This is a genomic window from Halomonas heilongjiangensis (genome assembly GCF_002879645.1).
GTDB lineage: Bacteria > Pseudomonadota > Gammaproteobacteria > Pseudomonadales > Halomonadaceae > Halomonas > Halomonas heilongjiangensis.
On the sequence record NZ_PNRE01000104.1, the window covers coordinates 42,549 to 66,892 of the forward strand.

Annotated in this window: 19 protein-coding genes; 13 read left to right on the forward strand and 6 right to left on the reverse strand. The window is 65.2% G+C overall.

The genetic code is table 11. The features are described 5' to 3' along the window. Positions 1 to 157: 157 nt before the first annotated feature. Entirely contained in the window at positions 158 to 1,252 is a 1,095-nt protein-coding gene (locus C1H66_RS21915) for an NADH:ubiquinone reductase (Na(+)-transporting) subunit F (protein WP_102629987.1), read from the reverse strand. Between the two features lie 66 nt (positions 1,253 to 1,318). Continuing rightward, positions 1,319 to 3,874 (reverse strand): heavy metal translocating P-type ATPase, encoded by a 2,556-nt coding sequence (locus C1H66_RS21920; protein ID WP_170064221.1) that lies wholly within the window; start codon positions 3,872 to 3,874, stop codon positions 1,319 to 1,321. Between the two features lie 539 nt (positions 3,875 to 4,413). Here C1H66_RS21920 and C1H66_RS21925 point away from each other — a divergent pair. The 8 genes from C1H66_RS21925 to C1H66_RS21960 all read left to right on the forward strand — a co-directional run bounded on the left by C1H66_RS21925 (position 4,414) and on the right by C1H66_RS21960 (position 13,757). After that, on the forward strand, positions 4,414 to 5,952 hold the full coding sequence (locus C1H66_RS21925; RefSeq protein WP_170064222.1) for an ABC transporter substrate-binding protein: 1,539 nt from the start codon (positions 4,414 to 4,416) through the stop codon (positions 5,950 to 5,952). 282 nt (positions 5,953 to 6,234) lie between these two features. Continuing rightward, complete coding sequence (locus tag C1H66_RS21930) at positions 6,235 to 7,182, forward strand: ABC transporter permease (protein WP_102629989.1); 948 nt, start codon at positions 6,235 to 6,237, stop codon at positions 7,180 to 7,182. 43 nt (positions 7,183 to 7,225) lie between these two features. Further along, positions 7,226 to 8,092, forward strand: a complete 867-nt coding sequence (locus tag C1H66_RS21935; RefSeq protein WP_102629990.1) for an ABC transporter permease — start codon at positions 7,226 to 7,228, stop codon at positions 8,090 to 8,092. A gap of 31 nt (positions 8,093 to 8,123) precedes the next feature. Then, entirely contained in the window at positions 8,124 to 8,846 is a 723-nt protein-coding gene (locus C1H66_RS21940) for a GntR family transcriptional regulator (RefSeq protein WP_102629991.1), read from the forward strand. A gap of 73 nt (positions 8,847 to 8,919) precedes the next feature. Beyond that, complete coding sequence (locus tag C1H66_RS21945; RefSeq protein ID WP_102629992.1) at positions 8,920 to 10,008, forward strand: ABC transporter ATP-binding protein; 1,089 nt, start codon at positions 8,920 to 8,922, stop codon at positions 10,006 to 10,008. Between the two features lie 109 nt (positions 10,009 to 10,117). Then, positions 10,118 to 11,050, forward strand: a complete 933-nt coding sequence (locus C1H66_RS21950) for an oligopeptide/dipeptide ABC transporter ATP-binding protein (RefSeq protein ID WP_205738729.1) — start codon at positions 10,118 to 10,120, stop codon at positions 11,048 to 11,050. Positions 11,051 to 11,061: 11 nt separating this feature from the next. Continuing rightward, on the forward strand, positions 11,062 to 12,393 hold the full coding sequence (locus tag C1H66_RS21955; RefSeq protein WP_102629994.1) for an MFS transporter: 1,332 nt from the start codon (positions 11,062 to 11,064) through the stop codon (positions 12,391 to 12,393). Positions 12,394 to 12,440: 47 nt separating this feature from the next. Next, positions 12,441 to 13,757, forward strand: coding sequence for an NAD(P)/FAD-dependent oxidoreductase (locus C1H66_RS21960; RefSeq protein ID WP_102629995.1), 1,317 nt, complete (start codon positions 12,441 to 12,443; stop codon positions 13,755 to 13,757). Between the two features lie 315 nt (positions 13,758 to 14,072). On the opposite strand, the gene C1H66_RS21970 is transcribed toward C1H66_RS21960, so the two are convergent. Beyond that, on the reverse strand, positions 14,073 to 15,233 hold the full coding sequence (locus tag C1H66_RS21970) for a M20 aminoacylase family protein (RefSeq protein ID WP_102629996.1): 1,161 nt from the start codon (positions 15,231 to 15,233) through the stop codon (positions 14,073 to 14,075). A gap of 307 nt (positions 15,234 to 15,540) precedes the next feature. On the opposite strand from C1H66_RS21970, the gene C1H66_RS21975 reads away from it, so the two are divergent. The 3 genes from C1H66_RS21975 to C1H66_RS21985 all read left to right on the forward strand — a co-directional run bounded on the left by C1H66_RS21975 (position 15,541) and on the right by C1H66_RS21985 (position 19,339). Continuing rightward, positions 15,541 to 16,404: a GNAT family N-acetyltransferase gene (locus C1H66_RS21975; RefSeq protein WP_240618430.1), complete on the forward strand. Its 864-nt coding sequence runs from the start codon at positions 15,541 to 15,543 to the stop codon at positions 16,402 to 16,404. A gap of 71 nt (positions 16,405 to 16,475) precedes the next feature. Then, positions 16,476 to 17,936 carry an aldehyde dehydrogenase family protein gene (locus C1H66_RS21980; protein WP_102629997.1) on the forward strand — a complete coding sequence of 487 codons (1,461 nt, stop codon included), beginning with the start codon at positions 16,476 to 16,478 and terminating at the stop codon, positions 17,934 to 17,936. A 524-nt stretch (positions 17,937 to 18,460) separates the two neighbouring features. Next, positions 18,461 to 19,339, forward strand: a complete 879-nt coding sequence (locus tag C1H66_RS21985; protein ID WP_102629998.1) for a GNAT family N-acetyltransferase — start codon at positions 18,461 to 18,463, stop codon at positions 19,337 to 19,339. A gap of 31 nt (positions 19,340 to 19,370) precedes the next feature. On the opposite strand, the gene C1H66_RS23475 is transcribed toward C1H66_RS21985, so the two are convergent. Together C1H66_RS23475 and C1H66_RS23135 are read right to left on the reverse strand one after the other, a co-directional pair. Beyond that, positions 19,371 to 19,571: an Lrp/AsnC ligand binding domain-containing protein gene (locus tag C1H66_RS23475; RefSeq protein WP_220018881.1), complete on the reverse strand. Its 201-nt coding sequence runs from the start codon at positions 19,569 to 19,571 to the stop codon at positions 19,371 to 19,373. 139 nt (positions 19,572 to 19,710) lie between these two features. Then, positions 19,711 to 20,091 (reverse strand): heavy-metal-associated domain-containing protein, encoded by a 381-nt coding sequence (locus tag C1H66_RS23135; RefSeq protein WP_205738730.1) that lies wholly within the window; start codon positions 20,089 to 20,091, stop codon positions 19,711 to 19,713. Between the two features lie 175 nt (positions 20,092 to 20,266). On the opposite strand from C1H66_RS23135, the gene cueR reads away from it, so the two are divergent. Continuing rightward, on the forward strand, positions 20,267 to 20,734 hold the full coding sequence (gene cueR, locus C1H66_RS22000; protein ID WP_102630001.1) for a Cu(I)-responsive transcriptional regulator: 468 nt from the start codon (positions 20,267 to 20,269) through the stop codon (positions 20,732 to 20,734). Positions 20,735 to 20,822: 88 nt separating this feature from the next. Here cueR and C1H66_RS22005 read toward each other — a convergent pair whose 3' ends face one another. After that, entirely contained in the window at positions 20,823 to 22,883 is a 2,061-nt protein-coding gene (locus C1H66_RS22005) for a carboxy terminal-processing peptidase (RefSeq protein WP_102630002.1), read from the reverse strand. 145 nt (positions 22,884 to 23,028) lie between these two features. Here C1H66_RS22005 and C1H66_RS22010 point away from each other — a divergent pair, with 145 nt between their 5' ends. Continuing rightward, positions 23,029 to 24,327: a M18 family aminopeptidase gene (locus tag C1H66_RS22010; RefSeq protein WP_102630003.1), complete on the forward strand. Its 1,299-nt coding sequence runs from the start codon at positions 23,029 to 23,031 to the stop codon at positions 24,325 to 24,327. Positions 24,328 to 24,344: the final 17 nt, after the last annotated feature.

A 24,344-nucleotide genomic window follows, 5' to 3' on the forward strand; every position in this document is an offset into this window, starting at 1 on the left:
CGTCAGGGTTTTCCAATCCAGCCAACTTCGGAGATGCAGTCGTTGCCAAGGCCCAAAGCACATGAATTCAAGCAGTTGGGTCGTGGCTTGCGCGGCCATGATAGACCGGCCTGCCCACACGGCAAGCCGGTCTCAAGCGACGGGTGCAGTATCCGGGCTAGGAGGCAGTCGATTGGCAGCAGGAGCAGGCAGTGTTGGCGTCACTCTGGACGGCCTGTTCTTCCGGCGTGGCTGCGGTGGGCTCGCGGTCGGCCGAGGTGTAGAAGGCGTCGGCGTGGATGTTGTCCGCCGGCACGCCGCGGGCCAGCAGCAACTCGGTGGCCGCTTCCACCATGGGCGGCGGGCCGGCCAGGTAGGCCCGGCAGCCGGTCACCCTCTCCCAGCGCATCGCCATCACCTCGGTCACCAGACCGGTGCTGCGCCGGGTGGCGCCGCTGGGCGCCGAGAGCACGATGTCGGTCCGCAGGTTGCCGTGGCGTCTGGCCAGTTCCTCGAAGTGGGGTTCCAGGTAGACGTCGCGCTCATCCCGGGCCCCGAAGTAGAAGTGAATCGGCTGACGCATGCCGGCGGCCAGTGCCGTTTCCAGAATCGACTTCACCGGCGCCAGGCCCGAGCCGCCCGCCACCACCACGATGGGGCCGCTGTGGCGTTCGCGCAGATGCGAGGTGCCGTACGGGCCTTCCACCTGAACGCTATCCCCCACCGCCAGTTCCCGGGCCACATGGGCACTGGTGGTACCTCCCGGCACATGCCGCACGTGGAACTCGATGATGGGCTCATCCGGCCGGTTGGCCATGGAGTACTCCCGCGGCGGGCAGCCGGGGAAGGTCACCTGGGCATACTGGCCGGCGGTGAAGGTAAAGGAGCCGCCACTTTCCACCTGCAGACGGACCCGCTTGATGTCGTGGGTGACGTCGTCGAGTTCCACCACCACACAGTCCAGTTTCTGCAGCGGGTGGGCGGCGAGTTCCTCGTCGTCGCCGAGCCAGGCGATAGTGCAGTCGCTGCGTGGCATGGCGCGACAGGCGAGCACCAGGCCGGCGTCACGCTCCTCCTCGCTGAGCGAGAAGCGCGTATGGGGGAGCATCTCGACCTCGCCCTCCACCAGCCGCGACTTGCAGGCGCCGCAACGGCCGGCCTGGCAGCTGTGGGGGTAGGCGATGCCCGCCGCCAGGGCGGCATCGAGGATGGTGTCGCCGTCCTCCACGGTGATGGCCTTGCCGGCCGTCGTGATCTGAACGTCGTGACTCATGTTCTTGTTCTCCGAGCGTTGTTTAGGCGCCTCCCGCTTGGGGGAGGCGCGTTGTCAGTCAGGCAGTCAAGCGGCTTGCGTGACCGGGTGGCCAACCGGGGCGGCCTCATCCGCTTCGATCACGATCGGCGGCCGGAAGCCCTTGAGGCGCAGTGCGTTGGTGAGCACGCAGATGCTCGAGGCGGCCATGGCCACGGCGGCGAAGATCGGCGAGAGCAGGATCCCGAAGGCGGGAAACAGCGCGCCGGCGGCCACCGGGATCAGCACGGTGTTGTAGGCGAAGGCCCAGAACAGGTTCTGCTTGATGTTGCGGATGGTGGCCCGGGACAGCGCGATGGCATTGGGCACGTTGCGCAGGTCGCCGGACATCAGCACCACCTCGGCGGACTCGATGGCGATGTCGGTACCGGTGCCGATGGCGATCCCCACGTCGGCCTGGGCCAGCGCCGGCGCATCGTTGATGCCGTCACCCACGAAGGCCACCAGGCCGCCTTCGGCCTGCAGGCTCTTCACCGCATCCACCTTGCCGTCGGGCAGCACCTCGGCCACCACCTTGTCGATGCCGAGGCGGCGGGCGATGGCCTCGGCGGTGCGCCGGTTGTCGCCGGTGATCATCGCGACCTGCAGGCCCTCGGCGTGCAACGCGCGGATGGCGGCCGGCGTGGACTCCTTGATCGGGTCGGCGACGGCGATGATGGCGGCCAGGCGGCCGTCGATGGCGGCATACAGCGGGCTCTTGCCCTCGTCGGCGAGGCGGTGCGCGGTCTTGGCGAATACCTCCACGTCCAGGCCCAGCTTGCGCATGTAGCGGTCGGCACCGACGTCCACCCGATGGCCATCGACCCGGGCCGCGACACCGAAGCCGGGGATCGCCTCGAAGTCCTGGATGGTGGCGGGTTCCAGCCCGCGGGCCTTGGCGGCATTGACGATCGCCTCGGCGATGGGGTGTTCCGACTGGCGCTCGACGGAGGCCACCAGGCGCAGGGTGTCGGCCTCGTCGACGTCATTGGCCACGACCAGGTCGGTGAGTTCGGGCCGGCCCCTGGTCAGGGTCCCGGTCTTGTCCAGCGCGATCACCTTGGCGTCGCGCAGCGACTGCAGGGCTTCGCCCTTGCGGAACAGCACGCCCATCTTCGCGGCCTTGCCGGTGCCCACCATGATGGAGGTGGGGGTGGCCAGGCCCATGGCACACGGACAGGCGATGATCAGCACGGCCACGCCGTTGACCAGGGCGAAGGTCAGCGCCGGGGCGGGGCCGAAGATCAGCCAGATGCCCACGGTAATCAGGGCCGCGGCGATCACCGCCGGCACGAAGTAGTTGGTGACCTTGTCCACCATGGCCTGGATGGGCAGCTTCGAGCCCTGGGCCTGCTCGACCATGCGCACGATCTGCGCGAGCAGGGTGTCGGCGCCGACCTTGGTGGCCCGGAAGGTGAAGCTGCCCACCTTGTTGATGGTGCCGCCGACCACGTCCGCGCCGGTCTCCTTGCGCACCGGCACGGGTTCGCCGGTGATCATCGACTCGTCGACGAAGGAGCTGCCGTCGATGACCTGGCCGTCCACCGGGACCTTCTCGCCGGGCCGCACCAGCACGATGTCGCCCTGGCGCACCTCGTCGATACCGATCTCCATTTCCTCACCGTCGCGGACCACGCGGGCGGTCTTGGCCTGGAGCTTCATCAGTGCCTTGATGGCCTCGCTGGTGCGGCCCTTGGCGATCGCTTCGAAATAGCGGCCGACGAGAATCAGCGTGATGATCACCGCCGAGGCTTCGAAGTAGACGTTCACCGTGCCGGCCGGCAGCACCTGGGGGAGGAAGGTGGCGACCACCGAATAGCCCCAGGCGGCAGAGGTGCCCAGCATCACCAGCGAGTTCATGTCCGGACCGCCGCGCATCAGGGCGGGCCAGCCCTTCTGGTAGAAGCGCAGACCGGGGCCGAACTGCACCACCGAGGCCAGGGCGAAGAACAGATAGAACAGGTTCTGCTGGCCCACGCTCATCTGCAGCCAGTGATGGAGCATGGGGATGACGTGCGAGCCCATGTCCAGCACGACGACGGGCAGGGTGAACACCCCGGCGATGGTGACCGCGCGCTTCAGCTCGGCGATTTCCCGTTCGCGGGCCTCGCGTTCTCGGTCGCTGCGGTCCGGTGCGTCGCTGGCGGCTTCGGCGTCGTAGCCCGCGGCCTGCACCGCCTCGATCAGGGCCTGCGGGGTCACGGCCTCGGCGACCACTTTCAGGGTCGCCGTTGACGTGGCGAGGTTGACGCTGGCGTCGAGCACGCCGGGTACGCCGGCGAGCTTGCGTTCCACGCGGCCCACGCAGGAGGCGCAGCTCATGCCCTTGACCGTCAGCTCGAGGGTGTCGGTGACGGCGGGATAGCCGGCGGTGGCCACCGCCTGCACGACACCGGCGATGTCCGCCTTGTCGGCGGCGAACGCCACCTGGGCGCGTTGGGTGGCCAGGTTGACGGAGGCGTCGATGACCCCCGGCACGCCGCGGATCGCCTTCTCCACCCGGCCCACGCAGGAGGCACAGCTCATGCCTTCGATGGCCAGGGAGTACGCATTGGCTTCGTCGGGGAGATTCTTCGTTGTTGACTGCATGTTGTCGGTTGGCATGGTCCACCTCCTCTGGTGTGCCGCAGGGGATATTGGGAAGCCTAAACCTTCTCATCGTGGGAAGGTCAAGAGCCTTTCTGAAAGTTTCGTATGTTGTCTACAAAAGACAGTTGACAAAATTTTTTTCGTCGCCCTATGCTTTTCTCAACGGTGCAAGGCTTGGCGAAGTGGCGCGCGGGATGCCTGACGAACGCGTGGCGACATGCCCAAGCGTAACGGCAGCGAGAGGGTTGGCAGCGTTGGTTCAGCACGGCATCCAGAGGCGCCAGGCATTGTTCTCTTGACTTTCCGTTCGCCTCTTGACCTTCCCAGTATGGGAAGGTCTAAGTTCCCGAATAGCGCCATCGCGGCACACCAGAGCGGGACATGCCGGCCAGCTGGCGGAGCGCTCGTGGCCAGCGTCAACCTGGCCAATGGCAGGTGCCGTGATCGCGCAACGACCGACGAGATAACCAGCAACAACAAGAGAGGCAGGATGCCCCTGCGAAGTCCTTTGCTACATGTCGTTCTGCACAATAACAAGCGAGAGGGAGAGACCCATGAATGCTCAAAACTGCCTCAAGGCGGTGCCCGCCCTGCTCCGAGGGGTGGCTGTCGCTGTCATGATCGGTCCCATGGCCGTTTCGGCCTCGGCAGCCTCCGGCGGAAAAGTCATCTTCGGTGAGCTCTTTACCCCGGCGTCGGGGTGGGCGGTGGAGACCATCGATGCCTACGTGCTGTCGCGGGCCGGCTGTCTGGAGGGACTGGCGCGCATGGACTACGACGCTACGATCAAACCGGCGCTGGCCGAGTCCTGGGAGCAGTTGTCGCCGACGGAGTGGGAGTTCCAGCTGCGTGAGGGGGTGACCTTCAATGACGGCACTGCCTTGACGCCGCAAGTCGTCAGCGATCAGCTCAACCGGCTGTTGAACGTGGCGACCCCGCCCCCGGGATTTTCGCCGAGCGTGATCGAGTCCGTGGAGCCGGCCGGCGAGCGTGTCGTGCGCATCGTCACCAAGGCGCCGGATGTCTTCGTGCCCAACCGCCTGGCCAGCCCCAATACCGGTATCCTGTCACCCGCCGCGTTTGCCGGCGACCGTATCAACCCGGTGGGGCATTGCACGGGGCCCTTCGAGATCGTGCGTGAGATTCCCCGCCAGGGCCTGGAGCTCAAGCGCAACGAGAACTATTGGGGGGGCGAGGTGCAGCTGGCAGAAGGGGAGGTGCGCTACATCCCCGACGGGCAAGTGCGTTCCATGATGGTGGAAACCGGCGAGATTCATATCGCTCGCCAGATACCCGCGGCGGCACTGGCACAGATGGAGCGCTCGCAGAAGCTGAAGGTGCATACCGTCGAAGCGCCGCGAACCACCTCGCTCTACCTCAACAACCGCCGTCCCCCGCTGGACAACATGAAGGTTCGCCAGGCGGTCCAGAGCGCCATCGACGTGGCCGGCATCGCCGAGGCGGTCTACGAAGGCTCGGTGAGTCCGGCAGTGGGGCAGTTCTCGCCGAACACCCCCTGGGCGCCCGAGAATGCCTCGGTCATTCCCCAGGACCTGGAGCGAGCCCGTCAGCTGCTGGCGGAGTCGGGAGTGCCGGCGAGCGAGCTTCGTCTCGAGCTGCTGGCCTATGTGGAGCGCCCGGTGCTGGCCGACCTGGCCGCGGTCATCCAGTTCCAGCTTCAGCAGCTGGGCATGCAAGTGAATATACGGGTCTCGGAGTATGGGGCGATCGAGCCGCAGCTGCTCTCGGGCGACTTCGACATGGTCCTGCTCTCGCGCGGCTACCTCACCGATGTGGCGGACCCGATCGGCACCCTTGCCGAGGATTACGGGTGTAACGGCAGCTACAACCTGGCCGGCTTCTGCGATCCGGAGGTGGATGCACAGCTGGAGAGGGCGAGAGCGCTGGTGGAGCCCGAGGAACGCAATGCCATCTACCGGGACATCGCCGCGCGCCTGCAGGAGGAGGCGGTGAATGTCTTCCTGATCCACGAGACCATCAGTGAGGCGGTCGCCAACACGGTGGAAAACTACCAGGTGCATGTCTATGAGCGCACCGCCTTTCACAAGGACCTGGAAGTGAATTCCCTCTAGCGGCTCGCCGTGAGGAAGCGCTGATTCATGTCGCGAGTGCCGCACTGAGTCAGCGCTTCCAGAACGAAGATGACAACAATAACGGAGACCCCTCTGATGAACAGCCTGAGACTTCTGCCCCCAAAGACTGCCTTCCACGACCCTCGACCGGCAGATGCCCACGACACGTCGTGGCTGACTGGCCGCCGGTGAGGATGGTGTCGATGCGACGCATGGCATCACGGCGCCTGGTTCCGACCGCGTCGGAGCGGGATCCGCACAAACACTGGGAGGGCTGACAGAATGCCTATTTTCATCCTACGCCGATTCGCGGTGCTGGCGCTGGCGCTGCTGGTCGTCACGTTTCTGGTCTTTCTCATCCCCTATATCGGGGAGACGGATCCGGTGCGGGCGCTGGCTCGGGCGCGTTTCGGTCGCCTGGACCTGGATGCGGCCACCATCGAGGCACTACGCCTCGAGCTGGGAATGCACCGGCCGTTGATCGTGCAATATCTGGACTGGCTGCGCAGTGCGGTGACCGGAGATTTCGGCAACTCGTACATGAGTCGTGAGCCGGTCGTCGAGCAGGTCTGGTCGGCGCTCAAGGTATCCGTCGTATTGACGCTGGCGTCGCTGGGCTTCGCCTTCGCCGTGGCCGTTCCCGCAGGCAGCATTGCTGCCCTGCGGCAGGGCGGCTCCTTCGACATGGCGACCAAGTCGCTTAGCCAGGCGTTCGTGGCCGTGCCGGAATACTGGCTCGCCCCCATGAGCATCCTGGTCTTTGCGCTCTATCTGGGCTGGCTACCGTCGGCGGGCTGGCGGGGGCCGGAGTCGGTGATCCTGCCGGCCCTGGCGCTGTCGCTGCGTCCCATGGGCTATTTCACCCAGGTCATGCGAGCCTCGATGATCGACGTGCTCAACTCCCCCCATATCGTGGCGGCGCACAGCCGCGGCCTGAGCGTTCGGCGCACGCTGATCGCCCATGGCCTGCGCAACGCCCTGCTGCCCGTGATCACGCTGTTCTCGGTGTGGATGGCGGGCCTGCTGGGTGGGGCGGTAGTCATCGAGGTCATCTTCGCGGTACCCGGCATGGGCCGGTTGGTCTACTCGGCGATCGTCAATGGCGACATACCGGTGCTGCAGGCGGGCCTGGTCGCCATCGTGACCCTTGCCGTCGTTATCAACACGGTCACGGATCTGGCCTACACCGTTCTCAACCCGGTAGTGAGGATCGACAATGCCACAGCTTGATACCCCCCTGTCGCCGGACAGCGTGCAGGGCATGAGATCGAGAATGGGCAACTTGCACATGGTGAAGTCCTGGCTTGTCCATCTCTCCCGACACAACCGCACGCTGTTGGTGGCCGGCAGCGTATTCGCCACCGTGATCGTGCTCTTGCTGCTCACGCCCTGGATAGCGCAACACGCCCCTTCGGCGATGACGCTTTCGGAACGCTTTGCAGGCCCCAGTGCGGAACACTGGCTGGGGCAGGATCACCTGGGCCGGGATGTCTTCAGTCGCCTGCTCTACGGCGGTCAGTTCTCGGTCTCCATTACCACCATCACCCTGGTGATCTCGGCCGTAGTCGGCACCCTGCTGGGCGTGATCAGTGCCCGGGCAGGGGGTGTCGTCGACGAGTTCCTGATGCGCCTCGTGGATCTGATGATCTCGTTTCCCGATGTGCTGGTGGCACTGCTCCTGGTCGCCATCCTGGGGCCGGGCTATGGCACGCTGATCCTCGCGCTCACCATTACCGGCTGGACGCCCTTTGCGCGGATGACACGTGGGCTGGCGCTGGAGATCAACGCCAAGGATTATATCCGGGCGGCGGAAATACTCGGCTGCTCGCGTACCTTCATCATCGTGTATCACGTGATTCCCAATGTCCTGAGGCCGCTGGCCACGATTGCGTTCCTGCGCTTCGGCCACAAGTTGATCACGGTGGGAAGCCTCTCCTTCCTGGGGCTTGGGGTGCAGCCGCCCGATACGGATTGGGCCGCGATGCTGGCCGAGGCGCTTCCCTATCTGGATCGTGCCCCCGCCCTGGTACTGATTCCCGGCCTGGCCATCTTCATCACCGCGTTGAGCGTCACGCTGGTCGGGCAGGGCCTGGAGGCGCATCTGGATGCAAAAATGAAGTGGCGTCATGAAAGTAAATGAATGATTTTCGATCGAGATAAGGAGAGTCGTCATGATGCAGCTGCATGCGGGACCGAAACCCGTCGTTCGCTCGACCATGTCGAGCATGGTCACCGAACAGATTCGCGATGCCATCCTGTCTGGTGCCTATCCGCCGGGCATGCAGTTGAACGAAAAACTGGTCGCCGAGAGCTGTGGCGTCAGTCGCGGGCCGGTCAGGGAGGCCATCCAACGTCTCCTGCAGGAGGGGCTGCTGGTCAGCGAGCCGCACCGTGGCGTTTTCGTGCTGGAGCTCACGGAGGACGATCTCGAGGACATCTATTTTACCCGCGATGCGGTAGAGCGCGCGGCATTGCGGCGCATTGTCCAGTCCGGTCGCGGAGAAGAGCTCTCCGTTCGACTCAGGGCCATCGTGGAGTCCATGAGAAAGGCCGTCGAGGAGGAGGAGTGGACCGAGGTCGCCTCCCTGGATATTCGCTTTCACTCCGAGCTGGTGAACGCCGCCGGAAGTCGGCGGCTGTCCCGCCTGTTTGCCACGCTGATGGCGGAAATGGGGCTCTGCCTCAATCAATTGCTCGGGGTATACCGCGGACGCGGTCGGCTGATCGAAGAGCACGAGTACTTGGCAAAGCTGGTAGCGAGCGGTGACATCGAGAAACTCGAAAAAGCCATGGCCGACCATCTCCAGGAACCGGTCGAAACCATCTGCAATGCCTGGGAAAGGGCGAGGCAGGAAAACGGAAAATTGACGGCCTCAGGTGTGGAAAAAGGCTGAGCCGCCATGCCGGATATCGAATAGGCCTGGCTAGACACAATCACCCACATAATCACAACAGAGGGGATTAAAAATGCTTGCCAACCAAACGACCGTGCAGCATCAGTTGCGACCGGAGGTATGCGCCCCGGTTCTCGAAGTCGAGCATCTCACCGTCGGTGTTCCTGGTGTCGGTGCCATCATCAACGACCTGAACTTGACCATTCGGCGAGGTGAGGTTCTGGCCCTGGTCGGCGAATCCGGCTCCGGCAAGAGCATGACGGCGCGCAGCCTGATGCGTCTGATGCCTTCTGGCATCTCGATCCTAGAGGGATCGGTGCGTATCTGTGGCGAAGAGGTGCTCTCTCTGCCCGAAGACAAGTTCAATGAGTACCGTGGTGCCAGAATCGCGATGCTGTTTCAGCAGCCACACGTGATGCTGGATCCGACCTGCACGGTGGGCGCCCAGGCCGGCGAGGCGTTGCACGTCCACCAGCATCTGACCGCCGAAGAGGAGCACGAACGGGTCGTCCAGCTGTTCCGCGACGTGGGGATCCCCGAGCCCGAAGAGCGGATGAAGTGCTATCCGCACCAGATGTCGGGTGGGATGGCGCAGCGGGTGATGATCGCAGCGGCACTGAGCGCCGATCCCGACCTGCTCATTGCCGACGAGCCGACCACGGCGCTGGACGTTACCGTTCAGGCGCAGATTCTGCAGCTGCTGGATCGCAAGCGGCGTGAACGCAACCTCTCCATCCTGCTGATCACCCATGACCTCTCGGTGGTCTCGGCGATCGCGGACCGGGTGGCCGTGATGTACTCGGGCGAGATCGTGGAGCAGGGCACCACCGACGAGATCCTGCACAGCCCCAAGCACCCTTACACTCAATCGCTGATCCATTGTTCACTCCTGCAGGCGGATGAGTCGGGCGAGCTGTACGCCATTCCGGGCACGCCCCCGGAACTGCTGTCGAAGATCCCGGGGTGCCGGTTCCGTTCGCGCTGTCAGGTCGCCGAAAAGTGGGGGCACCCGGAAGTCTGCTCGCGGGTTGCCCCCCCGATGGTCGAGCATGGCGGCCCCGGCTGCTGCGCACGCTGCTGGGTCGGGGCGTCGAACGACATCCAGGCCCAGGCCATCAGGATCTGTCAGACCGAACTGGAGGGCCATCGTGATGGCTGTTGAGACACGCACCGTTCCTCATGCGGCGGGCCCGATTCTGCGCATAACCGACGCCATGAAATACTATCCGTTGCGTGGCGGTCTTTTGCGCCGGAGCCGTCAGGTGCGGTCCGTGGATGGCATCAGTCTCGCCGTCGCCAAGGGCGAATCCCTGGGGCTGGTGGGCGAGTCGGGGTGCGGAAAGAGCACCCTGGCGCGGCTGATTCTCGGCATGTCGTCGCTGACCTCGGGCCATATCGATATCGACGGCATCGACGTCTCGTCGGCCGGGGGGAGCGAGCGCAAGCGTCTGCGCCGCACCGTCCAGCTGGTGTTCCAGGACCCCTTCAGTGCGCTGGACCCCCGCATGACGATAGGCCGCAGCTTGTATGCTCCGTTGTCGCAGAACCGCATCGGGACCCGGCCCGAGCGGCTGCAGCGGATCATCCGGGCCCTGGACGATGTCGGCCTGGATTCGAGCTTCATCAACCGCTTCCCCAGCCAGTGCTCCGGGGGGCAGCTGCAGCGGGTGGTGATCGCGCGTGCCCTGCTGCTCGAGCCGCAGGTGCTGGTGTGTGACGAGCCGACCTCGGCGCTGGATTCCTCGATGCGCTCCCAGATCTTGAACCTTCTGGCATCGCTCAAGAAGCGCTACGACCTCACCCTGGTGGTCATCTCCCATGACCTGCGCGTGGTGCATTACCTCTGCGATCGAGTTGCGGTGATGTATCTGGGCCGCATCGTCGAAGTCGCCGAGAGCGAGGAACTCTTCGCGAACCCGCTGCATCCCTATACCCGCTCGCTGATCAATGCCTCGATGCTCGAAGAGAAAGGACTCGAGGGGTGTGCGATGGCACGTGGTGAACCGCCAAGCCCGATTGCCCCGCCGCCGGGTTGCAGTTTCCATCCCCGCTGTCCGATTGCCAGGCCGGAGTGCAGCCGTGCCCTCCCGGAGCTGATCGCTACCAGTGATGGGCACCAGGTCCGCTGCCCCTACCACGCCGCGGAGTCGGAGGAGAGTGACCCTGCCCGTCGTGCAGACATGGCGGCAGTGGGTGCCGGTTAGCGAGGTGGATCATGTTCGAACCCTTGCAGGATTGGCGATACCGCCGTCTGTTCTCTGCCCAGTGCATGGCACTGCTGGGTACGGGCCTTGCCACCATCGCGCTGGCGCTGCTGGCCTACGAGCTGGCGCAGGAACGGGCGGGGGTGGTCATGGGCACGGCACTGGCCATCAAGATGGTCGCCTACGTCATCGTCGCACCGCTGGCGCAGGCCTTCGCCGAACGCTTGCCCCGACGTCGGGTGCTGATCGTGCTGGAAATGCTGCGTGGCAGCGTGGTGCTGCTGCTCCCCTTCGTCACCGAGGTGTGGCAGGTCTACGTACTGATCTTCGTGCTGCAGTCGGCATCGGCGGCGTTCACGCCGACGCTGCAGGCCACGATTCCCGCGGTGCTGCGAGAGGAGCGTCGCTATGTGAAGGGGCTCGCCCTGACCCGGCTGGCGCACGACCTGGAAAACCTTCTCAGCCCCCTGCTGGCCGCCTATCTGTTGACCCTGATGTCCTTCAACCTGTTGTTCGTCGGCACGGCGCTGGGAATGTTCGCATCGGCGGCGATCATCGCCATGACGGCACTGCCACGCGTCGAGCGCGCCGAGCAGCGTTCCTACACCGCCCGCGCACTGCGGGGAGTGAAGATCTTCCTCCATACCCCCAGCCTGAAGGGGCTCACCGCCATCCACTTCGCCATCGCCGCGGGCGGTGCCATGGTGCTGGTGAACACCGTGGTCTACGTGCAGGGCGTGCTGGGGTTGGGGCAGCGCGAGGTGGCGCTGGTCATGGCCTGCTTCGGTGCCGGTTCCATGAGCGTGGCGCTGCTGGTGCCTCACCTCATCCATCGTGTCCGGGACCGGACCATCATGCTGGCGGGTTGCCTGGCCACAGTGGTGGCGATGGCCATCGGGGCGCTGACACCGCAGACGCTATGGAGCCTGCTGCTGCTGTGGCCGCTACTGGGGGCTGCCCTGGGGGCGGGTGTGACCACGGCGGGGCGGGTACTGCTCCATTCGTCCAGGGAGAGTGATCGCCCTGCGGTCTTTGCGGCGCATTTCTCCATTTCGCATGCGGCTTGGTTGGTGACCTATCCCACCGCCGGCGTGGTGGGCGCCCGATTCGGCCTGGACGCCGCCTTCCTGGTGCTTGGCGTGCTGGCACTGCTGGGAACCCTGCTGGCCATGCGTGCCTGGCCGGCTGGGCTCGTGCTGACGGTGGAGCATGTGCACGCGGACCTGTCCCCCGACGATCCGCACCTGGCGGATGCCCATGGGGGGCGCCACGCCCATCCCATCGTGATCGATGACCTGCATGGTACCTGGCCAGCCTCGGGTGGCAGAGTGGGGCGCCTGTAAAGGGGATCGATCATTCTCGCCCTTCCGACCCTATAAGGTTACCTGCCGTGTCACCATCGATAACACGTATCCCAAGCGATGAGCATCTTCCTTCCTCGGCTGGCGTCGTCATTATCGGCGGTGGCATTGTCGGTGCGACTGCCGCCTATTTCCTGGCCAAGAGGGGCCATTCAGTCGCCCTGATCGAGAAGGGCTATGTCGGCTGCGAACAGTCGAGCCGCAACTGGGGCTGGTGCCGACAGCAGAACCGTGATGCCCGCGAATTGCCGCTCTCCGGTGCAGCCATGCGGCTATGGGGTGAACTCACGGCGGAGATTGGCACTGACCTCGGATTTCGCCGCTGCGGCCTCGTGTACGCGACCGATGATCCCAAGCAGCTCGCCGAATGGGAAGCCTGGCTAGAGACGGCGCACCAGTTCGACATCAATACGAGGATACTGAGCCCCGCAGAGGCGACCTCCGCGATCCCGTCCGTGGGGCGGAAATGGCTGGGCGGCGTCCACTCCGTTGATGACGGCAAGGCGGAGCCCGCCATCGCGGCGCCGGGGATTGCCGAGGGGGCGCGCGCCCATGGCGCCAGCATCCACCAGAACTGCGCCGCCCACGGTCTCGATATTACCCATGGCGCGGTGACGGGCGTGATCACCGAACAAGGGGTGATCCGGACCAATGCGGTTCTGTGTGCCGCCGGCGCCTGGGCATCGGCATTCTGTCGGCGCCACGGGATTCGCTTCCCCCAGGCGAGCGTGCGCCAGACCGCGCTGCGTACGCGCCCGGCGCCAAACCTCGGGGAGGCGCTCTACACACGGGATTGCACGCTTACCCGCCGCCTCGATGGCAGTTATACGGTGGCCCTCAGCGGCAAGGCACGGCTTGAAATCACACCCCAGGGCATCCGCTATGGGAAGGAGTTCCTGCCCATGTTCATCAAGCGGCTGGGTGCCATGGAGTTCGGCATCGGCGAGTCTTTCATTCACGGTCCGGAAGGGTTGGCAGGCTGGGGGTCGGATAAGCCCTCCGCGTTCGAGCGCAACCGTGTGCTCGATCCCGCGCCCATCTCCGCGGCCGCGATTCTGGAGCAGGTCCGAAAGCGCTTCCCGGCGCTGGCAAACATCGAAATGGCCGAGTCCTGGGGGGGCTATGTGGATTGCACCCCCGATGCGGTGCCGGTGATCTCCACCGTGGAGGGGATATCAGGCTTCGTTCTTGCGGCGGGTTGTTCCGGGCATGGGTTCGGACTGGGGCCGGGGATCGGCCATCTGGCGGCTGACCTGGTCGCCAACGATGCCCCCTGTGTCGACCCCGGGCCCTACCGCCTCTCGCGCTTGCTCGATGGCTCGAAGGTGGAGGTAGGCGCACTTTAACTCGGACTAATCGTGAGCAGCGCTGCTCTGCGTCGCCGACGCTTCACCTGCGCCGCGTCTTGAACAGGTTGTCACGCAGCGAAATGTAGAATCAGGAGAGTCAGCATGATGGTTAATCAGGCTTCCGTGGAGAAAGCCACGCTGCAAACGATCGAAACCCCGTGTCTGATGCTTGATGCTGACCGCATGGACCGCAATGTCCAGCGTCTGAAGTCCTGCGTGAAGCAGGGTTGCCATGCCCTGTGGTCAGTGTGGGGTTCACGCCCACGGCACATTTCAGCCGGGACCTCACCGGTGTCTCCTTAGCGAGGGCGATCAGATAGTCAGATGGCGTTCGACGAGCGCGACATGCAGGCGAATCCCGGTCGCCAGGACATCGTCGTTGAAGTCGTAATGGGGATGATGCAGCGGTACCTCCTCGTCGCCGCGACCCTGGCCCAACCAGATATAAGCGCCCTTGCATGCCTGCAGCATGAACGCGAAATCCTCCGAGGTGAAGGCCGGTTCCGGCGCGAGTTCGGCGCGGGCAACGCTGGCCGCAGCGGCCAGTGCCTCGTCGGCGGCAGCCGCATCATTGACCGTCGCGGGGTAGTAGCGATTGTAGGTCACGGTCATGCGGGTGCCGCTGGCCAGGGCCACGCCCTCGGCGACCTGCCGCAGGGCTTCCTCGATCCTGTCCTGCACCGCGCTATCGAAGGTGCGGACCGTGCCGACAACGCGAACCGCAGCGGGAAGGACGTTGTGCGAACTTCCTCCCGCAATCTGGGTCACGGAGAGCACCGCCGTGGACATTGGCGGAATCCGGCGTGACACCAGCCCGTTGAGCTGGGTGACGAGATCGCTGGCTGCCAGGATCGCGTCGGGCGTCTTGTGCGGCATCGCGGCATGGGCGCCGCGCCCTTCGACCAGGATGTCGAACTTGTCGGCCGCCGCCATGATCGGCCCCGGCCGCGTCGAAACCGTTCCGGCCGGGAGATCCGGCCAGTTGTGGAAGGCGAAAACCCGGTCGCAGGGAAACCGGTCGAACAGCCCGTCCTCGACCATGGCCCGGGCGCCAGCGTGCCCTTCCTCGGCCGGCTGAAAAATGAAATGGACGGTACCGTCGAAGCGACGGGTACGCGCCAGATGCTGGGCGGCGCCCAGCAGCATCGCCACATGCCCGTCATGACCGCAGCCATGGAAGACGCCCGGGTTGCGGCTGGCATAGGGCAGGCCGGTCTCCTCATGGATAGGCAGCGCGTCCATGTCGGCGCGCAAGCCGATGGTGCGATCGGAATTGCCCACCTTCAGGGACGCGACGACACCGGTTCCACCGATGCCCGTGTGAACCTCCAGCCCGAGCTGGCGCAAAGCCTCTTCAATCTTGTTCGCCGTGCGGTGTTCTTCGTAGGCAAGTTCGGGGTTGGCATGAATATCACGACGAAACGACACCAACGGCGCCACCAGATCGTCGATTTCCGCTACTTTGTCAGACATCGTCCAGCCTCCATCGTGGAGCTTCCGCCATGTTCCAGTACCCGACTTTGCAAGTTGCCGTAAAGGTATCGAATGGGGAATCGTTGATATTCACCGTGCATGGTCACTGCCTTATATCATGCACGAGAGCAGCGTCGATATCTTGCCATTGCCGGGTTGCTTTATGGCATTTTCTACCGTTCGCTCTCTGAAATAAGCAGCCCATGCCGTATGGCTGGAGTAAAGTTGTCGGTATCAGAAAACATTTACTTAATTCGCGCTTTAACGCGGCTCCCCATGTCGATGAGGCTGAGAAAAGGAGACTAGAGTGTCATCCGCGACCACGGCAGTGCAAATCCAGTATCGACCCATGCTGGAAAGCGACTTCCCGGCAGCGCACGGCCTTTCCCAGGCGGTTCACTGGCGGCACCGGCCGGAGGACTGGCAGCTCCTGCACCACCTCGGTAGCGGCTTCGTCGCCGAGTGCGACGGCAGCGTGATCGGTACTGCGCTGTGGTGGCCTCATGGCAACGACCATGCCTCGCTCGGCATGGTGATCGTCTCGCCGGAGGCCCAGGGGCGGGGCATTGGGGGCGAGTTGATGAACCGGCTGCTCGAGGCGATCGGCGAGCGCAACACCTTGCTCCACGCCACACCGGCCGGGCAGCCCCTCTACGAACGGCTCGGCTTCGAGGCGATCGGCAAGGTCCACCAGCACCAGGGTACGGTCGCTCCCCGCGCGCCCGTCGCACCGCCGCCGGGCACGCGCCTGCGGGCGGCTGAGGCGGGCGATGGCGCCACGTTGGTGGCGCTGGCCTCCCGCGCCGCCGGCATGGCGCGTGCGCGGGTCGTGAACGAGCTGCTGCGCACCGCCGAAGGCGTCGTCATCGAGGACGATAACGGCAATCCGGTCGGCTTCGGCATCCTGCGCAGCTTCGGGCAAGGCGACATCATCGGTCCGGTGGTCGCTCCCGATGCAGAGCACGCCCGCGCGCTGCTCAGCCACTTGGCTGCGACGCGCACCGGCTCCTTCGTGCGTATCGACATGTGCGATGAGCACGGACTGGATTCCTTGTTGAGCGAGCTGGGGCTGGCGCACGTCGATACTCCAGTGGCCATGGTGCGGGGCGAGGCCCCGCAGGCGGACCCCGGCATCCACCAGTTTGCCATCGCCAGCCAGGCGTTTTTCTGAGCCCGGTCACTTCGAGCCCCGTGATTCTTGCCCATCGTGGGCGCCTATTACCGTCTCAAGGATCGATTCCAATGACCTCACCCATCGCATATCTCAGCAACGCGGACCGTCTCGATCGCCTGTTCATCGACGGCGAGTGGACCTTACCCGAACCCTTGACCCGAACCGCTGTTGTCGATCCCTCGACGGAGGAGTCCGTCGCCGAGATCGCCCTGGGCAGCAGCGCGGACGTCGACACGGCGGTGGCCGCGGCGAGGCGCGCCTTCGCGGGCTGGGCCGCAACCTCCGCCGAGAGCCGGGCCACGCTTCTGGATCGCGTCCACGCCCTGATCCTCGAGCGTGCGGAATGGTTCGCCCAGGCGATCTCGCTGGAAATGGGGGCGGCCATCGGCTATGCGCGCAGCGCTCAGGTGCCGCTGGCGGCGGAGCACATTCGCGTGGCACGGGACAACCTGGCCACTTACCCGTTCCTCTCCCATCGCGGCACCACAGCCATCCTGCGCGAGCCGATCGGCGTGTGCGGCCTGATCACGCCCTGGAACTGGCCGCTCTACCAGATCACCGCCAAGGTGGGGGCTGCCCTGGCGGCGGGGTGTACGATCGTGCTGAAGCCCAGCGAGCTGTCGCCCCTTAGCGCCTTGCTCTTCGCCGAAGTGGTGCAGGACGCCGGCATTCCGCCGGGCGTCTTCAATCTCCTGAACGGTGATGGTCCCGGGGTCGGCGCAGCGCTGTCGGCCCATCCCGACGTGGACATGATCTCGCTGACCGGCTCGACCCGGGCCGGTGTTCTGGTGAGCCAAGCGGCCGCCCCGACGGTGAAACGGGTGGCCCTGGAACTCGGCGGCAAGTCGCCCAACGTCATCCTGCCGGATACGGACCTTAGCCGTGCCATCGCCCCCGGCGTGGCGGCCGCATTCCGCAACCTCGGGCAGTCCTGCAGTGCGCCAACACGCATGATCGTGCCCAGCCAGCACCTCCAGGAGGTCGAGCGTCTCGCCTGCGCCGCAGTAGCCGAGATGGTCGTCGGCGATCCGCGCTCAGAGCAGTCGACCCATGGCCCCGTGGCGAACCGCGCTCAGTTCGAGCGGGTGCGGGAGATGATCGCCGTCGGGATCGCCGAGGGCGCGCGGCTCGTGTGCGGCGGTACTGGCCGACCGCAGGGTCTGGACCGGGGCTTCTACGTTCGTCCCACCGTCTTCTCCGAGGTAGATTCTCAAATGAGGATCGCTCAGGAGGAGATTTTCGGGCCGGTCCTCTGTGTCATTCCCTACGACACCATCGATGAGGCCGTGGCGATTGCCAACGACACCATCTACGGCCTCGGCGCCCATGTCCAAGGCGGGGATCTCGAGACGGCACGGTCCGTGGCGGCGCAGATCCGCTCCGGACAGGTCCACATCAACTACCCGGCCTGGGACCCCAACGCCCCCTTCGGCGGCTACAAGCGTTCGGGAAACGGCCGCGAATACGGCATCGAGGGCATGGAAGAGTATCTGGAAACCAAAGCCGTCATCGGTTTCCAGTCGGCCTGACGGACCACGACAGCGCCGGCGCAAGGCCATTCACCAACGACATCATCCTCACTTGTGATCGAGCTCAGGAGCCATCATGACGTCAGCCGTAATTCTCAATCGCACCGACGGCGCATCCCTCGGCACCGCATTCCGCTAGACGCCCTTCGGGGAGGCGGATCCCTTCGCGCCGTACCGTGAAATCGCCTGGGACGGCGCGGACGCCATGGCCGCGGGCCGGGTCAGCTTCGCGGGAGAGCTCAAGGTATCGAGCTTCCCGTACACCGAAACCATGGTGGTCGTCGAGGGCGAGCTGACCTCACCTCCCTCCGTCCAGACGCCGACTTCAAGCCGTCCGCGACTGAGGCGAGGTGCGCCGAAGAAGATTTGACATATCCTGCCGCCGCGGCCTGTAAACCAGACATATTATTTTCGGCGCCTCGGTGTACGCTCAAAGCGAGATCACCCACCCATCGCCAAGGCGCGGCCGTTATTGCCCTGGCACAGGTACCAAGTGCCCGACGAAAATCGAGAGCGTGTCTAGCATGCCCAACAAGATGTCGAAACGGCTGCAGACGTACGAGCTGACTGTAAGAGACATTCATGAAACCGACATCGACAAGCTGCATGAGCTGTCGGTTGGGGTCGGCTGGCCGCACCGGCCCAAAGATTGGCAGCTACTGATGCAGGTCGGGCATGGCTATGTCGGCTGCGACGAAATCGGACGCGTCCTTGGCTCCGCGATGTGGTTTCCGATGGGTGATGATTTCGCCACCATCGGCATGGTCATCACCTCGCCGCGTCTCCAGGCCTTGGGAGCCGGTCGCTGGCTGACGAAGCACGTCCTGCAGCAATGCGGCGACCGTGACCTGAGGTTGAACGCAACGCGCGAGGCGTACCGCCTCTACATCTCATTGTCATTCGAGCCCACCGGGGTCGCCTGCCTGCACCAGGGAGAGGCCGTAGACCCCGGGCACGTTCCGGTTCCGAGTGGTACGCAAGTCCGCGCGGCCGAGGCGGCAGACCTCGCGGAGATGATCCGGCTCGACAGGGAGGCCTATGGTGCAGACCGGACGGCGATTCTTGAGCGCCTCGTCCGCCTTTCCGAAGGGACAGTGTTGTTGCGAGAGGGGAGAGTGGCCGCCTTCGCTCTGTGCCGCCCGTTCGGCCGTGGCCGGGTGGTGGGACCGATCGTCGCCCGGGACGTCGACGAGGCCATGGCACTGACGGCGCCCCACTTGGCGCGTCACGCCGGCACGTTCGTGCGGGTCGACACGGATCGCAGCAACAGCGCTTTTACGGCTTTCCTGAGCCGTTGCGGCATGCCGCAGCATGACACGGTGACGACGATGTGTCTGGGTATGCCTCGGGGTGGCGATGGCCAGATGAGGATGTTCGCCCTCTCCGGCCACACACTCGGGTAGGCGCGGTGGGGTCGGCCAGCACCGAATCGGGTTATTCGGAGGTGCGATCCTGCTCGAACAGTAGGCGAGGCGGGTATTCGTGTTTCCGACTCGGCGATTTCACGACGATATAACTAAAGTATTTGGCAATGCCGACGTTTTCCTCGAGTAGTCCTTCGATGATCGTCTGGACATGAGGCAGGTCGCGCACGACCATTTTTACCAGATAGTCGAAACCGCCGTTGATCAGCAATCGAACGCGGCTAAGGGGTACAGCAAGAAGCTGACCCTGAGGGAGGCGTGAGGCCCCACGTTGCCGGTACGACTAAGGGGGGAGGAGCAGAGGAGGCAGGGCCGAAGGCGCGAGCGTGCCTGCGGCCCTGTACTTGTGGCTATGCCGACTCGTTGGGGTAGCCGGCTTCCACGAGGACCGAGGACAGGGCGGTGGCATCGGCATGACTCTCGATCGTCACTTGCTGCTTCGTGAGATCGATTTCCACGTTGGCATCGGCATCCACGGTCTTGATCGCGGTCGTGACAGTAGAGGCGCAGTGGCCACAGGTCATCTTGGGTACCTTGAGTTTCAGCATGGTCTTTCTCCATTTGAGGTGAGGCAGTGTCAGCGTGAAGCTTCCCAGTATTGGAAGGTCAAGCGAAGAATCAAAAAATTCCAGCCCACCGCTTGGGCGGGACACGCCATTGGCCGATGATGCAGAAGACTTGCGCACGTTCTCATTGCGGGTCCAGCGGCATTCTGCATCGGCGGCGACCACCAGAGTCTCACCGGCCTTGGCGGACCGGGCGAGGGGCCGGGACTTCCGGTTTGAAGTTTCCTATCATTGGAGAGTTGAACGCCTCGTCATCCAGGGGCGCGAGGCAGGCAGCCCAGGGCTCCATGGAGCAGTGGGGTACCCAGGCGCGACGATGGCCTGAAAATGGAGGTATCTGATGAATATCGGGCAAGCGGCGAAGGCTTCCGGCATCTCGGAAAAGATGATTCGCTATTACGAAAGCATTGGCCTCATCGCGCCGGTCGGCCGGACAGATGCAGGCTACAGGGTGTTCAGCGACAAGGACATTCATACCCTGCGCTTCATTTTTCGGGCGCGAAGCCTGGGGTTCTCGGTGGAGCAGATGGGTAACCTGCTCGCCCTGTGGCAGGATCGCCACCGTGCCAGCGCGGACGTGAAGGCAGTCGCTTATGCCCATATCGAAGAGTTGGACAACAAGATCGAGAGGCTGATGTCCATGCGCCGGACCTTGCAGCATCTGGCCGAGCACTGCCATGGCGATCATCGCCCGGATTGTCCGATCATCGGGGATCTGGCCGGGCTCGCCGATCCACTCGATGCCGCCCTGTCGTCGGAGCACCCGACATCACCGGAATCCGTGCGAGACACGGTCAGCCAGTCATGACCGGGCTCCGGGGTGGGCAGGGCCGGCCGTCGGGAATGCAGAACGCGCCGGGCTGGCCGGCGCATTCCGAGGGGGAAAGGGGAGGGGCTCAGTCCCGGTTGGCCAGCCGATAACTGCCGTTGAGCTGGGCATAGTCAAGCAGGATCTGGGCGGCTTCCTGTACCTGGACGCGGTCCACCGGCTCGTCCTCGTCGTCGGCCTCCTCGTCGCGGACGTCGATCCACTCCTCGAGCGGGTCGAGCCCCAGGGCCAGGCGGCGCTGGTTCTCGAGGGCGAGCTGCTCGGCTTCCTGGTCCGCCACCTCGCGCTGGCGCTGTTCGCGGTTGAGGCTGACGCTGGTGGTCTGCTCGCGCATGCGCTTCGCCAGCTCGGCCTGGCGTTCCAGGTAGCGGAAATTGGGCAACTCGTCGGCACGCGTGCGGTGACGGTCCTTGAGCGTCTCGAGGAACTGCCAGGGCTCGCCGTAGGTACGGTATTGCACCGCGCGTACGGTATCCCACTCCAGGGCATTGTCCAGGGCGCTCTCGCCGATCATCTCCGGGTCCACCAGGCTGGGGAAGATGATGTCGGGCTCGACCCCGCGGTGCTGGGTGCTCTCGCCGGAGATGCGGTAGAACTTGGCGCGGGTCAGCTTGATCTGGCCGTGGCTCAGTTCGTTGAGGGTCTGTACCGTGCCCTTGCCGAAGGTCGAATTGCCCACTACCAGGCCACGGCCATAGTCCTGGATGGCGCCGGCGAAGATCTCCGAGGCCGAGGCGGAGAGGCGGTTCACCAGCACCCCCAGCGGGCCGTCATAGACGGTGCCGGTCTCGGTGTCGCCGTAGAGGCTGATGCGCCCTCGGGCGTCGCGAACCTGCACGGTGGGACCGCGGTCGATGAACAGGCCGATCAGCGAGTTGGCCTCCTGCAGGGCCCCACCGCCGTTGTTGCGCAGGTCGAGGACGATGCCCTCGACGCCTTCCCCCTTGAGGCGCTCGATCTCCCGGGCCACATCCCGGGTGGTGCTGCGGTAGTCTTCCTCGCCGGCCTGCCAGGCATCGAAGTCGACGTAGAAGGTGGGGATCTTGATGGCGCCGATGCGGTGCACGCCGTCGTCGCGCTCGATCTCGATGACCTCGCCCTTGGCGGCCTGATCCTCCAGGCTGACGGTGTCGCGGGTGATCTCGACGACCTTGGAGCGAGTCATGTCGACGGCCTGGGCCGGCACCACGTCGAGACGGACCACCGATCCCTTGGGCCCGCGGATCAGGTCGACCACGTTGTCGAGCCGCATGCCCACCACGTTGACCATCTCCTCCTCGTCTTCCTGCCCCACGGCGATGATGCGATCGGCGGGCTCCAGCACACCGGCGCGGTCGGCGGGGCCGCCGGGCACCAGGCTCGATATCTTGACGTACTCGCCGTCGGCCTGCAGCAGGGCGCCGATGCCTTCCAGCGAGAGACGCATCTGGATGTCGAAGGACTCGCCCTGACGCGGCGAGAGGTACTCACTGTGGGGGTCGATGCTGCTGGTCACCGCCGCCATGAACAGTCCGAAGACGTCCTCGGGGTCGGTCTGGCGTACGCGGGAGAGCTGGCCCTCATAGCGCTGACGCAGGTTGCTCACGACCTGGTCGTCGTCCTGGCCACTGATCACCTGGGTGAGGGCGGCGTTCTTCAGGCGCTTGATCCACAGCTCGTCGAGCTCGGCCTGGCTGTCGGCCCAGGCGGCGTCCTCGCGCTCCAGCTCCAGGCGCAGGTCGGTGTCGAAACGAAAGGTGGTGTCCTCGTCGAGCCTGGCCAGCAGCCATTCGAGACGCGACTCGGTCCGCTCATGGTGGCGCCGGTAGAAGGCGAAGACCCGGTCCAGGTCGCCGTCGAAGAGGGCGTCGTCCATGGTGTCTTCCAGATCGCGGAAGGCTTCCACGTCCTCGCGCAGCAGATAGGCGCGCTGGCCGTCGAGGATGTCCAGATAGCGCTCGAAGGCCCGGCGTGACCAGGCATTGTCGAGGCTGACATCGTCGTAGTGGCCATAGCGCAGTGACTCGGCTACTTCCACGGCCGCCTGACGCTGGGCCTCGGTGGGTTGCAGCTCCGCCTGAGCGGCGGTGGCGACCATCAGCAGCCCCACCAAGGCAACCGAACGCCCAAGGGTGGCAAACAGGCTCATCAATGAAGCACTCCCGGTTTCATGTACACTTCTTCCCTAGACCCGCGCTCGGCTGTCGAGTTGCGTGGACCGAGCAGGCATTGTAGCAGCTCGGATCGATCGTATGACCCCGGATGATCCAAGACCCCTGTATATAAGGAAGCCCATGTCACAGAGCGACCTGCTCGAGCGTCTGCTCGACTTCCTGCGCCGTTCCCCCACCCCCTGGCACGCCGTGGCCAACATGGCCGCGCGGCTCGAGGCTGCCGGGTTCCGGCGTCTCGACGAGGGCGCGGCCTGGCGGCTTGCACCGGGCGAGCGGGTCTATGTCACCCGCAACGACTCCTCGATCATCGCCCTGCAGCTGCCGCGGGAAACGCTGTCGATGCTGCGCATGATCGGTGCCCACACCGACAGCCCGGGCCTGCGGCTCAAGCCCAATGCCGCCCAGATCGCCGCCGGCTGGTTGCAGCTCGGTGTCGAGGCCTACGGCGGCGTGCTGCTGGCGCCCTGGTTCGACCGCGACCTGGGCCTGGCCGGGCGCGTCCATGTCCGTCATCCGGACGGTCGACTCGAGGGCGTACTGCTGCATGTCGACCGCCCGGTGGCGATCATCCCCAGCCTGGCGATCCATCTCGACCGGGAGGTCAACAACGGGCGCCCGCTCAACGTCCAGACCCAGATGGCGCCGGTGTTCCTCCAGGGCGGCGATCGGCCCGACCTGGAACGCTTGCTGCTGAGCTGGCTGACCGAGCAGCACGGCCTCACGGGGGTCGAGATTCTCGACTTCGAGCTCGCCTTCCACGACATGCAGCCGCCCGCCCGGGTCGGCGTCGAGGGCGAACTGGTCGCCGGGGCGCGGCTCGACAACCTGCTCTCCTGCTTCATCGGCCTGGAGGCCCTGCTGGAGAGCGACGGCAGCCAGGGCGCCTTGCTGGTGGCCAACGACCACGAGGAGGTCGGCAGCGCCAGCGCCTGCGGGGCCCAGGGGCCCTTCCTCGGCGATGTGCTGCGGCGGGTCAACGCCCAGCTCGGCGAGGCCGGCGACGAGGGCTTCATCCGCCTGATCCAGGCCTCGAGGATGATCTCCTGCGACAATGCCCATGCCCTGCACCCGAACTTCCCGGACAGGCATGACGCTGCCCACGGTCCGGCGATCAACGGTGGACCGGTGATCAAGGTCAACGCCAACCAGCGCTATGCCACCAACAGCGCCACGGCCGCCATGTTCCGCGACCTATGTCGCGAGGCGAGGGAGCCGGTGCAGACCTTCGCCGCCCGGGCCGACATGGCGTGCGGCAGCACCATCGGGCCGATCACCGCCACCGAGCTCGGCGTGCCGACCCTCGACGTCGGCGTGGCCCAGTGGGCGATGCACTCGATCCGCGAGACCGCGGGTGGCCGCGACGTGGCCTCGCTGACCCGGGTGCTGACCGCCTTCTGCAACCGTCCCCAACTGGCCTGAGTTCGCCACGGGGTGCT